This is a genomic window from Aeromicrobium sp. (assembly GCF_050700635.1).
Taxonomy (GTDB): Bacteria; Actinomycetota; Actinomycetes; order Propionibacteriales; family Nocardioidaceae; genus Aeromicrobium.
In genome coordinates, this window is record NZ_JBOHDT010000190.1 from 16,287 (window position 1) to 28,793 (window position 12,507).

The following is a 12,507-nucleotide window of genomic DNA, read 5'->3' on the forward strand; positions in this document are numbered from 1 at the left end:
CCTAGACCCAGGAGACACACTGCCCTTGGTTGCTGAACCGGTAGTTCGCGTAGCCGCCGTCCTTGCAGTCGTCCTTGGTCACGTCGGCGGCCAGGTACAGCTCATGGTTGTCCATCTCGGTCCCGCCGGCGACGTTGTTCGTGGCGAACCAGCCATAGCGGTTCCCACCGACGAGGCTCATGTCGTCAGCCGCGTTGGACCGCGTGGTCTTGAAGACCACCTGATCGTCGCTGTCCAGCAGGGTCAGGTCGACCGCAAGCACTCCGTTGTCGTCGCGGAAGGTGTGCTGCATCGTGTACCAGCCCTTGTCGGTGATCTGATTCCCCTGCGCAGCGATGAACGCGTTCCCTCCGGCGCCGTACGTGTTGTTGTCGCCGTTGACGTGCAGGCCGTTGGCGGTGCTCGCAATGTGGAAGACGAAGTCCCGAAGATGTCCACCGCTGCTGTTGCTGGAGGCGACGGTGTACTCGAACCCCTGCCCGGCCGTCCAGGTCGGGTCGAGGTAGACGTCCAGTTCAGCGACGTAGTTGCCTGGGAACTCGGGTCGGTACTCACCGAACTTGGTGAACGCCCCTTGGCTGGCCGTGGCAGTGCCGTCGGTCGCGTCGTGCGCCACGGGTCCCTGCCAGTCCGTCGTGCCGGTCGTGAAGTCCTGCTGCGACAGGTAGTACGTCGCTGCCGACGCTGGTCCGTTCCACGTCAGCGTCAACAACAACGCCGCGATCATGACAAGTAGTGCGCGTCTCATTAGTCCCCCGGGTAGGTCCGAAAATCCCGGTGCACGTTGGCCCGGGCCTGAGTGTCGAAAAACACCGGGAGATGTCCGGCCGTATCGGCTTATGAAAAGAATCGTGAGGTTTGGCCGTCAGCCTCTCTGCCGCAGCCACTCTTCGTAAGGAACCGGCGCGGCGTCCTCCTCCGCCTGCGTGGCGATGCACTCGCTGATCCAGGTGCGCAGCGACACCATCTCCGGTGTGGACCGCGGGGTGAGCAGCTGGTGGGTCTCGCAGATCTCGTCAGCCAGGTTGTCCGCGGCCAGCAGTTCCCGGACGCTGGAGGCCATCTCGCGGGGGAGCGTCATCTCGATGTCGACGTACTCCAGCCCCGCCGCGGCGGCGTCCAGCGCAGTACGGCGCCCCATGTGTCGCGCGAAGGCCGGGCGCGACACCAGCCGCTCGATGAGCCGGCCCAGCTCCTTCGGCGGGGTCGGGCCCTCTTCGGAATCGATGAGCTGAAGCTCCCGAATCAAGTCGTCGAGTCGCTGGTCGATCCGAAGCCCGAGCTGCACCGGGCACTGGAGCATCCGCACCGTCGCCCAGTCCGCGGGCAGGACGGCAGGCTCCGGTGTGGCCGGGTCGTGGAACGCCACCACCGGTGGCCTGACCTCGTGCTCGACGCCGTCACCGGCAAGGTCGGCCCAGATGCGGCGTCCATCGACGCGCTCCTCGATCCCCCAGCCCTCCGCCAGCACCGACACGATCGCCAGCCCACGCCCGGTGGTACCCAGAGCCTCGATCGGAGGTAGATCGCCGGACCTCGGCGCAGGAGGCGGGGCCACCGCCGGGAGCGGGACCAGCCCACCGGCGTCCTCGACGCTGAGCCGCACGGCCGGCTCGAGGTCGCTCAAGCCGACGTGCATGTACGGGCTACCGCTGTGCAGGGCGGAGTTCGCTGCCATCTCGGTGACGCACAGGGCTGCGTCGTCGACGAGGCGCTCGCGGCCCCAATCCAACAGCCCGTCGATGACGAACCTCCGCGCTCCGGGGACGCTGGAGGCTTCCGCGGCGAGACGGACGCGCAGCTCCGGATGAACACCTCGGGGCTCCGACGTCATGGAGGCATTGTGCCCTGTGTCGGCGCCGTCCGGAGAAGTTCCGCCGATGGCCCTCGGGACTCGCCGATGTCGACGTCGTGTGCTCGAGCGCTACTGGCGGCGGGCGAGCTGGTAGCCGTCGACTTCCTCGACCAGCGTGAAGGGCACGCCGTAGCGGTCTTCCGCGTAGGCGACGGCGTCCGGTGGTGAGCCGATGCCGGAGCCGTGGTCGAGCAGCACCCAGTCGGGCGTCGCGTTGCGCGGCGTACCGATCCAGGTGACCACGTGATCCGTGGTCAGGTGCGTCATGAGACCGATGTCGGTGTCGACCGTCGAGCCGTCGGGTAGGAGCCCGATCACCCGCTCTGCGGCTTCTGCGCGAGCCGGACGCTCATAGGTGTCGGGATCGACGAGCGTCGCGAGCGGCGAGGTCACCTGCATCGCCGCCGTGAAGACGACCGCCCCGATGGCGGCGAGACGAAGCCGAGGATGCCGGCCGATCGCGTCGATCGCCGCGACGGCGACGATGGTCATGAGCAGGATCGAGTAGTGGAAGTCGGTGCCCCAGTAATACGGGTTGTCACCGGCGAAGCGCCACGCGAAAGTCGGCAGCACGAGCAGTGCCCACGGCGACGCGAGGGCGGCGAACCCTGTGACGGCGAACGTCATCACGACGGTCAGCAACTTGCGCCCGGGCTCGTCGAGCACGGTCTCCAGCAGGCCGCGGTCGCCACCCACCGAGCCCGTGTAGGCATAGACGCCGTCGGGGTTGAGCGACGGGATGATCACGAGGATCACCAGGAGGAATCCCGCTCCCCCCGCCAGCGCGAGACCAGTTCCGCGACGACGCTCCCCTGCCAACCAGAGCACGAGACCGATGAGGGCGACCGTGAGACCGAGATCCTCCTTCACCAGCAACAACGGGAGCGACCACGCGACCACGCGTCCGTAGTGACCCTCGACGTAGGCGGCTCCGGCCAGGGCGAGCAGTGGCACTCCGAACGCCACCTCGTGGAAGTCCGCCGTGACCGCCGACTGCAGCCCGAACGACAAGCCGTACGCCAGGGCGATCCCACCACCGGCCCAGACCCCGAGCCGGCGCAGGCCCAGCGATGCGACGACGTACACCGAGACGGCGATCAGGACGGCCTGGACGACCAGCAGTGTCTGCGCCGACGGGAACAACCGGTACATGGGAGCGACCAGGGCGATCACCGGAGAGAAGTGGTCGCCGAGCAGATTGAAGCCGGGACCCTTGATGGCGACGATCGGCGCGTTCAGTTGGGCGTAGCCACGGATCGCCTGCTCGAAGATGGCGTTGTCGTAGGACGCCGGCTCGAACCGGTCGAACCGAACCAGCGACACGGTGACGTAGCCGGCGCCGCAGAGCACCGCCCACGCCGCGGCGAACGCACGAGCGCGCTTAGCGCCCATCACCCGTGCGTCAAGCTCTCGCCGGTCTCCGCGTCGAACAGGTGGACGCCCTCACGGGGCACGACGATGCGAGCCGTCATGCCCGCGCGCAGGTCCGAGCCCGCAGACAGCTCCGCGACGAAGAAGTTCTGGAACAGGTCGAAGTCGAGGATGTCCTCGATCTCGGCAAGCGTCTCCTCGACCTCTTCGGGAAGCTCATAGCCGAGGTAGACGAGCTGGGTCTTGGGGCGCCACTCGACGTCGTCGATCAGGGTCGTGAAGTCGACCCGGTCGTTGATCTCCCGCCCCTCCGGCGAGTTGGCGTCGTAGCAGAGCTCAGGACGGATGCCGACGATCACCCAGTCGCGATCCCCGACGCGGCGCCTGAGTGACTCGTCGAGTGCAATGTTGGCGAAAGGCAGCACCAGCTGGCCCCCCGAGACCCGAGCCGGGACGAGGTTCATCGACGGTGAGCCGAGGAAGCTGGCGACGAAGACGTCATGGGGCCGGTCGTAGAGGTCGCGTGGCGAGCCGACCTGGTGCACGTAGCCCTGGTGCATGACCGCCACCCGGTCGGCGAGCGACAACGCCTCCTGGACGTCGGACGTCGTGAAGATGGACGTGCGATTCCGTTCGGTCTGCCAGCGGGTCGTGACGGACCGGACGTGCGAGCGAACGCGATCGTCCTGGGCGGTGAACGGCTCGTCGAACAGATAGCCTGCCGCATCGCGCACCAGCGCACGGCCGATCGCGACGCGCTGACGCTGACTGTCATCGAGATCGGCCGGTTTGTCATCGAGCAGGTGACCGAGCGCCAGGAACTCCGCCACCTCCTCCACCCGGTCGTCGAGGTTGTTCCTGTTGCTACCCCGGCGCAGTCGGGCCGCGAACGCGAGGTTGTCGTAGACGTCGAGATGCGGGTGCAGCGCATAGTCGGAGAAGACCAACGCCAGGTCGCGTTGGCGAGGGCTCGCCGAATTCACCAGATCTCCGTCGATCAAGACGTCACCGTCTGTGTGCTCGTCGAGGCCGACGAGCACTCGCATCAGCGCGGTCTTGCCGGCCCCCGGCGGACCGCAGACGGCCAGCCGGGAGCCGGACGGGACGGACAGGCTGACGTCGTCGAGGAGACGGCGCCCGTCAGGGGCGTCGAGACTGACGTTGCGGACCTCGATCGTGGTCATCAGTACGTCCTTCCCAAGAGTCGGATGGTCCGGCGGGGCAGGGCAAGCAGCACGAGCACGGCCGGCACCAGCCACAGCAGTCCGGTGGCCGCCACCGCGGCTGATGGCTGTTCGAGCTGGTCGGCGGCCAGCAGGAGGGTGGCGGGAAGCGTGCGCGACTCCTCGTCCGTCAGGGTGGCGCCGATGATGGCGTCGTTGCAGGCTGCGATGAAGGTGATGAACGCGACGGTGAGCAGGGTCGGCGCGGCGGCCGGGAGCACGAAGGCCCGGATCTGCTGCCGGCGGGTGCCCCCGTCGGCCCGTATTGAGTCACGCAGCGTCCACGGCAGGTCGCGCATCCACGTGATGCTCAGCCACATCGCGAGCGGAAGGGTGATCATCATCGTGGGCGCGACGAGGACGAGGCGGGACCCGAAGACCCCGAACGCCCGCAGCAGTTCGCCGAACGGACCGGCCAGGGCGATGAGCGGGGCGAGCAGCGCGGCCAGCACGAAGAAGTAGACGGCGCGCCGACCACGCACGCGGCGCCGCACCAGCGCGTAGGCGGCCGGCACCGCGACCAACAGCGACAGGACCGTGGCGATCAGGGCCACGAGAGCCGACGTGGTGGCGGACTGACGGATGGCCTCCGTGCCCAGGGCGTCACCGAACACCGACCACCGGACGTCCTGGGGAAGCAGCGACGTCGGGGTCTCCTGCCTCGAGGTGGCGAGCGTGAACGTCCAGAGCAGAGGCAGGGCGGTGAAGACCACCAGCAGCTCCGCCCCGATGACGGCCCACATCGAGATCCGCCGACGCGAGTCGGCCAGCAGGACACCCACGACGCTGGTGAGCATCAGCACGATGGCCACCGCGAACCACAGCCATCGGTCGCGACCCGGTATCCGCAGGATCCCGTAGTTCGCGACCCCGAAGCCGAGCACGAAGGCCGTGGCCGAGGCCACGATGCGCGATCGGATCGACGGCCTCACAGCACCCTCCGCACCCGGAGAAGCAGCATCAGCATGACGCCGAGCACACCCGCGAGGGCGAGCAGCACGATCGACATCGCCGCACCGAGGCCGACCTCGAACGACGTGAACGTGGTGTCCCAGAGCATCAACGGAGCAGTGCGGAGCCGCGGCAGCGACGGCTCGGCGAGCAACGGCCCCTCAAACGCCCGGAACGCGTCGAGCGAGCGGTAGACAGCGGCGACTGCGATGGCCGGTGCCGCGGCGGGCAGCACGATCCTGGTCAGGCGCTGACGTCCGGTGGCTCCGTCGGCGACCGCCGACTCCAACAGTGAATGCGGCACCCGTGACAGGCCGGCGAGCAGGATGATGGTCGTGATGCCGGTGCCTCGCCAGATCTCGCCGGCCGCCACCGCGGCGAGGGCAGCGACCTGGCCGTCTCCGGAGTAGTGGAACCATTCGGGCGCGAACCCCGCGGTGACGCCCTCACGCCACACGAACGCGACGACCGTGGCCATCAACGCAAACGGCACCAGCACCAGCACGCGGGTGTAGGGGGCGATGAAGGTGATGCGGCGCAGAGCCGCCGCGAACGCACCGGCCAGCAGGAGCTGGATGACGACGACCGCGGCGACGAACACGAGCGAGAGAGCCACCGCAACCCACCACTTGGTGCTCGTGACCACCTCGAGGTAGTTGCCGGGTCCGGCGAAGGCGGTGTCGTCGGGAGTGGTGAGCGACTTGGTGAACAGCGAGGTGTGGATCGCCCGGCCCAGCGGCCACAGGATCACGACGGCGAGCACGAGGACGGCCGGCGCGGCCAGGCCCCACCCACCCCGGAGCGGGTGCCGTCGAACGCGCGCGTGCGGATGACGGCGGCTCATCACAGACCTCCCCCGACCAGGTCTTCGACGGCTCGCTGTGACTTGCTGGGGGTCGTCGACGGACTCACGCCGGTGATCGGGGTCCAGGAGTCGCGAAGACCCGCGCGGACCCGCTGCCAGTACGGGGTCGAGGGCACGTTGACGCCCGACGTCACGGCCTTGAGCGCCACCTCGCTAGACGCCAGCGCGCTCTTGACCTCGTCATCTTCGTAGGTGGCTTCCCGGGTCGCGCCGTGGCCCGACCCGATCATCATCTGCTGCTGCGACTCCGCCGAGGTGAGACAGGTGACGGCCTCGAAGGCCAGGCCGGGATCCGGAGCGTCCTTGGGCACGGCGAGGGAGACACCTGACAGCGGCGCCACGCTCTCGCCCTCGATCACCGGGTAGGCCACGGCGGTCATGTCGGACGCGGTCGTCGAGAGCGCCGGGTCGGACACGACCGCACTGCTCGCGAGCAGGAATCCGCCGCTCGTACCGGCGAACTCGGTGAGGGCGTCCGGCGACGGACCGGGCCCGATGCCGGCTCCGGCGTAGAACTGGACGATGCCTGCGGCGACTCGCCCTGCTTCCGTGGCGAGCCCGATCTCGGGCTCGCGTCCTGCGCCCTCGAGGAGGTTGCCGCCCGCCCCGGCCAAGAGTGCCCTGACCCAGTCGGCGAGGCCGTTGCCGCCTGCGTCGTCGATCTGCACCGTGGTGCCGAGCCGCTCCGCGCCGGCCAGCAGGTCGTCCCAGCTGACCGGCTTCGTGGTGTCGATGCCGGCACGCTCGGCGGCGGTGCCGCGGAACCAGAGCACCTGCGGGTCCAGCCACCACGGAGCGGCCACCAGGCGTTCGTCGTGACTGGCGGCCTCGACCGCCTTGGGCAGCGCACCGCTCGTGAGCTCGGCCTCGACCTCGGTCGGTACCCCGGCCAGGTAGCCGGCGGTGGCGATCTCGGCGGTCAGGGAGGTGTCGAGACTGAGAATGTCGATCGAGTCGTCGCCGGCCGCGAAGCGGCGCACGATCTCGGCCCGACGCTGGTCGATGTCGGGCGGGAGTTGCTCGATGTCGATGGAGTAGTCGCCGGCGGCACCGCTGCACGCCTTCGCGATCGCGTCGGCATCGACGCGGTCGGGCACCACCCACCACGTCAGGACGCGCGCAGTGGCCGGTTCGGAGCCACCGCATGCGGCCAGCGTCAACGTCACGAGTACGAGGACGACGCCGACGACTCCCCTCCTGTTCACGGGCGCAACTCTGCCACAGGGACAGTGCCGTACATCGCGACTTGAGTCAGTACCCGACCATGGACGGTTGAAGCGTCACCACGCGGTCACGTGAGGGATTCAGAGAGTCACATCTTCAAGCATTTCGGTGACGAGTGCGGCCACCGGTGAGCGCTCCGACCGGGTGAGCGTGACGTGGGCGAAGAGCGGATGGCCCTTGAGCTTCTCGACCACCGCGACGACCCCGTCGTGTCGACCGACGCGCAGGTTGTCCCGCTGTGCGACGTCGTGCGTGAGGACGACCTTCGAGTTCGCGCCGATGCGCGAGAGCACCGTGAGCAGGACGTTGCGCTCGAGCGATTGCGCCTCGTCGACGATGACGAAGGAGTCGTGCAGGGACCGCCCGCGGATGTGCGTCAGCGGCAGCACCTCGAGCATCCCCCGATCGAGGATCTCCTCGACGACCGGCGTCGAGGTGACGGCGCCCAGGGTGTCGAACACGGCCTGGCCCCAAGGTCCCATCTTCTCGGCCTCGGTTCCCGGCAGGTAGCCGAGCTCCTGACCGCCGACGGCGTACAGCGGACGGAACACCACGACCTTCTTGTGCTGGCGCCGCTCCATGACGGCCTCCAGTCCGGCGCAGATCGCGAGCGCCGACTTGCCGGTGCCCGCGCGACCGCCGAGCGAGACGATGCCGACGTCGGGGTCGAGCAGGAGGTCGAGCGCGATCCGCTGCTCGGCCGAGCGTCCGTGGATGCCGAAGGCGTCCCGATCACCGCGCACCAGCTGGACGTGCTTGTCGGGCGTCACCCGTCCGAGCCCGCTGCCCTTCTCCGAGACGAGCACGAGCCCGGTGTGGCACGGCAGGTCGCGGGCCTCCGGAAGGTCGATCTCGTTGGCCTCGTAGAGGGCGTCGAGGTCGGCGCTTTCGACGTCGATCGCGTGCATCCCGGTCCATCCGGACTCCAGCGCGAGCTCCGCGCGGTACTCCTCCGCGACGAGACCCACGGCCGACGCCTTGACCCGCATCGGGAGGTCCTTCGAGACGAGTGTGACGTCGTGGCCCTCGTTGGCGAGATTGCGCGCCACCGACAGGATGCGGGTGTCGTTGTCGCCGAGCCGGAATCCCGCGGGGAGTGCCTCGGGGTCGGTGTGGTTGAGCTCGACCCGGATCGTGCCACCTTCGGCCCCGATCGGCAGTGGGACGTCGAGGGTGCCGTGCTGCACCCGAAGGTCGTCGAGGAACCGCAGAGCGGTGCGAGCGAAGTAGCCGAGCTCGGGATGGTGCCGCTTGGCCTCAAGCTCCGTGATGACGACCACGGGGATGACGACCTCGTGTTCATGGAACCGGGTGACCGCCGCAGGATCGGCCAGCAGGACGCTGGTGTCCAGGACGAAGGTGTGGCACTTCCGGGAGGTGGTGGGACGGGTGCTCGCGTTCTTCTTCACAACCACGGCTGTCTCCTCGGTGAGCCCGCGCGCGCCCTGCGCCGGCCCTTAGTCGTTGGTGCGAGTGGGGCGGCTGGGCTCAGGGGCGAGCATCAACACACCCCGACGTTATGTCCGAAGGTGCGGTTCAACAGTGACGACACGCCCGGCGCCCTGTTGCGGACCCACCGCTCGCGAGAGAGAAATGCACCACCGGTGAGAGAGAAGTTTCCTTGTTCAGGACCGGGCCCGTGAGAACATCTCTCTCCCGACCGGGGAATTTCTCTCTCGCGACGGGGGAACTTCTCTCTCGCGACGGGTCAGGTGCCGAAGCGGCGCTCGCGCGACGCGTAGGACCGCATGGCGCGGAGCAGGTCGACGCGGCGGAACGCCGGCCACAACGCGTCGCAGAAGTAGAACTCCGAATGGACGCTCTGCCAGAGCAGGAAGCCCGACAGGCGCTGCTCCCCCGAGGTGCGGATGACGAGATCGGGGTCGGGCTGGCCCTTCGTGTACAGGTGCTCGGCGATGTGGTCGACCTCGAGCGTGCGGGCGACCTGCTCGAGGTCGCACCCGGCTGCCGCCTTCTCGAGCAGCAGCGACCTGATGGCGTCGGTGAGCTCCTGGCGGCCGCCGTAGCCGACGCAGATGTTCACCTGCATGCCGTCGACGCCGGCCGTGCCGTCGGCCGAGCTCTTGAGGCGTCCGGCCGCCTCGGCCGGCAGGAGCTCGAGGCTCCCCATCAGCGTCAGCCGCCAGCGACCGTCGGCCGCAAGGCGGTCGACGAGGGTCTCCACGGCGTCGAGGATGCTGGCGAGCTCGCCCGCCGGGCGCTGCAGGTTGTCGGTGGACAGCACCCAGAACGTCACGGTGCCCACGCCGAGCTCGTGGCACCAGTCGAGGAACTCGTCGACCTTGGCGGCGCCGGCCTGGTAACCGCTCTCCAGGTCCTGGCGGGCGTCCTTGGCCCACCGCCGATTGCCGTCGATGATCGCGCCCACGTGGCGCGGCAACCTGCTCGTGTCGAGCTGACGCAGCAGCCGGCGCTCGTAGGCACCGTAGAGGACGTCGCTGACGTTCATGTCGCTAATCTCATCACATGACGAAGCACGGTCACGACACGCTGAGAGAGGAGGCGTCCGAGGCCGTTCGCGAGACCGCCCGCGAGATCAAGCCGAAGCTCCGCGGCTGGCTGCATGCGGCTACCTGGCCTCTCGCGTTCTTGTCCTTCGTGGTGCTGCTCGTGCTCTCCGACAACCTGCTCGTGCGCGCCGGCGCGGCCGTGTTCATGCTGAGTGCGCTGGCGCTGTTCGGCGTCAGCGCGATCTACCACACCGGACGCTGGAGCGACCGTGCCCGCATGATCTGGAAGCGCGTCGACCACGCGACCATCTTCGTGCTCATCGCCGGTTCGTACACCCCGTTCTCGCTGCTGCTCCTGACACCCACGCACGCGACGATCCTGCTCTCCGTGGTGTGGGGCGGTGCGCTCCTCGGTGCGGCTTCCCGCATCTTCTGGGTCGGTGCGCCGCGGTGGTTCTACGTGCCCTTGTACCTCTTGCTCGGCTGGGCTGCGGTGTTCTACTTCCCGGAGTTCGCGCGGGAGGCATCAACGCCCGTGCTCGTCCTCCTGATCGTCGGCGGCGCGCTCTACACCCTCGGTGCCCTCGTGTACGGATTCAAGAAGCCCGACCCGTGGCCCACCTGGTACGGCTTCCACGAGGTGTTCCACACGCTCACGATCGCTGCGTTCATCGTCCACTACATCGGCGTCAGCTTCCTCGCCTACTCCAGTTGACCACCCAGTGCCTCGGGGTCCGTCACGGGCACTCGGCACACAAAGTCCCGGCACACGTACGCCGCCGGTCTGCCGTCAACCTCGGTGCGACCTTCGAACAGAGCCAGTGGCGTGCCGGGCTCGCCTCCGATCACCACGGCACCGGGTGAGGTGAGTCGAAGCGCGGCACGATGCAGCTCGGCGCGCTCCCCAGGCGGTCCGACGACGGCTACCTCAGCCGGCCCGGCGAGCATGGCCTCGGCGACGGCGAGGCTCCAGCCGGCGAACCGCGGAACCTGACGCGCGACCGCGGCGGCCGACGCCAGCCCGCTCTCGGCGGCCTCGCGGTACCGGTGCTCGCCGGTGACGGCTGCAAAGGCCACCAGCGCCGTCACCGCGGAGGACGTGCCGGACGGGTACGCGTTGTCTGAGACGTCCTTGGGACGCACCAGCAGCGTCTCGGCGTCGTCCGCGGTGTCGAAGAATCCCCCGGCCGGATCCGCGAAGTGCTCGAGCACGCCGTCAAGGAGCGCCCGGGCGCGGTCGAGCCAGACCGGGTCGCCGGTGATGCCGAGCACCGCGATGAACGCCTCGGCGACGCAGCCGTGGTCCTCGAGCACAGCGGCGTGGCGACCGGCGACACCGTCGCGCGACGCCCGCACGAACTCGCCCGATCCAGCGCCGTGCACGTCGACCAGCAACGTCGCGGCTCGGACGGCCGCCTCGCCGAGCGCCCGATCGTCGAGCAGAACCGATGCCTCGGCCAGAGCCGTGATCGCGAGGCCGTTCCACGCCGCCACGACCTTGTCGTCGCGAGCCGGCCGAGTGCGCTCTGCCCGGGCGGCGAGGAGGCGCGCGCGGACGTCCGCCCACCGGTCGGCGTCGTCGGGATCCTCCAGGAGCTGAAGCGTGGAGAACCCGCGCTCGAACGTCCCCTCCCCTGTGATGCCGAGCAGCTTCGCCGCCCAAGCGCCGTCCTGGGCACCGAGCAGGCGCATCAGCTGGTTCGGGTTCCAGACGTAGTACGTGCCCTCGTGGCCGTCGCTGTCGGCGTCGAGCGCCGAGGCGAACCCGCCCTCGGCAGTGCCGAGCTCGACGAGGATGAACTGCGCCGTCTCCCGGGCCACGCGTTCGGCCAGCGGCGAATCAGACTGACGCCAGACATGCAGGTAGATGCGCAGCAGCTGGGCGTTGTCGTAGAGCATCTTCTCGAAGTGCGGCACCCGCCAGAAGCGGTCGACGCCGTAGCGCGCGAAGCCGCCACCGAGCTGGTCGTACAGGCCGCCCCTGGCCATCGAGTCGCTGGTCCTTTCGACCATCTCGAGCGACCGGGTGTCGCCGGTGCGCGCATGGTGGCGCAGCAGGAACTCCAGCACCATCGACGGCGGGAACTTGGGGCTGGCCCCGAAGCCGCCGGCCTCCTCGTCGTGCTGCGTGGAGAGGGTGGCCGCGGCGGCGGCGAGGTCGCCTGCGCCGAGCGCCTCACCTCCGTGCTCGACCGACTGCCGGAGATGATCGATGACGTCGGCGCTGACTGCGCTCACCTCGTCGCGCCGATTCTTCCAGGCGTCCGCGAGGGCTTGCAGTACCTGGGTGAAAGCGGGCATCCCCTGGCGGGGTTCGGGTGGGAAGTATGTGCCGGCGAAGAACGGCTCACCGTCCGGGGTGAGGATGCAGGTCATCGGCCACCCGCCCTGACCCGTCATGGCTTGGGTCGCACTCATGTAGACGGCGTCGATGTCGGGTCGCTCCTCGCGGTCGACCTTGATGTTGACGAAATGTTCGTTCATGAACGTCGCGGTGGCCGCATCCTCGAACGACTCGTGCGCCATCACGTGGCACCAGTGGCAGGC

The 12,507-nt window shown here is 68.9% G+C and carries 11 protein-coding genes; 1 reads left to right on the forward strand and 10 read right to left on the reverse strand.

Annotated features, from left to right (window positions below):
• Position 1: 1 nt before the first annotated feature.
• The 9 genes from ACRDPN_RS15030 to ACRDPN_RS15070 form a co-directional block, all read right to left on the reverse strand.
• Positions 2–727: a hypothetical protein gene (locus ACRDPN_RS15030; protein WP_431449491.1), complete on the reverse strand. Its 726-nt coding sequence runs from the start codon at positions 725–727 to the stop codon at positions 2–4.
• Positions 728–865: 138 nt separating this feature from the next.
• Positions 866–1,834 (reverse strand): ATP-binding protein, encoded by a 969-nt coding sequence (locus ACRDPN_RS15035; protein WP_431449492.1) that lies wholly within the window; start codon positions 1,832–1,834, stop codon positions 866–868.
• A gap of 90 nt (positions 1,835–1,924) precedes the next feature.
• Positions 1,925–3,247 carry a DUF2079 domain-containing protein gene (locus tag ACRDPN_RS15040; RefSeq protein ID WP_431449493.1) on the reverse strand — a complete coding sequence of 441 codons (1,323 nt, stop codon included), beginning with the start codon at positions 3,245–3,247 and terminating at the stop codon, positions 1,925–1,927.
• Positions 3,247–4,410, reverse strand: a complete 1,164-nt coding sequence (locus tag ACRDPN_RS15045) for an ABC transporter ATP-binding protein (RefSeq protein ID WP_431449494.1) — start codon at positions 4,408–4,410, stop codon at positions 3,247–3,249. The genes ACRDPN_RS15040 and ACRDPN_RS15045 overlap by 1 nt, the downstream gene beginning before the upstream one ends.
• Positions 4,410–5,381, reverse strand: a complete 972-nt coding sequence (locus ACRDPN_RS15050) for an ABC transporter permease subunit (protein WP_431449495.1) — start codon at positions 5,379–5,381, stop codon at positions 4,410–4,412. The genes ACRDPN_RS15045 and ACRDPN_RS15050 overlap by 1 nt, the downstream gene beginning before the upstream one ends.
• Positions 5,378–6,244 carry a carbohydrate ABC transporter permease gene (locus ACRDPN_RS15055; protein ID WP_431449496.1) on the reverse strand — a complete coding sequence of 289 codons (867 nt, stop codon included), beginning with the start codon at positions 6,242–6,244 and terminating at the stop codon, positions 5,378–5,380. The genes ACRDPN_RS15050 and ACRDPN_RS15055 overlap by 4 nt, the downstream gene beginning before the upstream one ends.
• Positions 6,244–7,470 (reverse strand): extracellular solute-binding protein, encoded by a 1,227-nt coding sequence (locus tag ACRDPN_RS15060; RefSeq protein ID WP_431449497.1) that lies wholly within the window; start codon positions 7,468–7,470, stop codon positions 6,244–6,246. Before ACRDPN_RS15060 ends, ACRDPN_RS15055 begins: the two co-directional genes overlap by 1 nt.
• A 99-nt stretch (positions 7,471–7,569) precedes the next feature.
• Positions 7,570–8,904, reverse strand: coding sequence for a PhoH family protein (locus ACRDPN_RS15065; RefSeq protein WP_431449498.1), 1,335 nt, complete (start codon positions 8,902–8,904; stop codon positions 7,570–7,572).
• A 293-nt stretch (positions 8,905–9,197) separates the two neighbouring features.
• Complete coding sequence (locus ACRDPN_RS15070; protein ID WP_431449499.1) at positions 9,198–9,959, reverse strand: isoprenyl transferase; 762 nt, start codon at positions 9,957–9,959, stop codon at positions 9,198–9,200.
• A gap of 17 nt (positions 9,960–9,976) precedes the next feature.
• Here ACRDPN_RS15070 and trhA point away from each other — a divergent pair, with 17 nt between their 5' ends.
• Positions 9,977–10,675 (forward strand): PAQR family membrane homeostasis protein TrhA, encoded by a 699-nt coding sequence (gene trhA / locus ACRDPN_RS15075; protein ID WP_431449500.1) that lies wholly within the window; start codon positions 9,977–9,979, stop codon positions 10,673–10,675.
• Here trhA and ACRDPN_RS15080 read toward each other — a convergent pair.
• A partial coding sequence (locus ACRDPN_RS15080) for a thioredoxin domain-containing protein (RefSeq protein WP_431449501.1) occupies positions 10,663–12,507 on the reverse strand: 1,845 nt, incomplete at its 5' end. The genes trhA and ACRDPN_RS15080 overlap by 13 nt on opposite strands.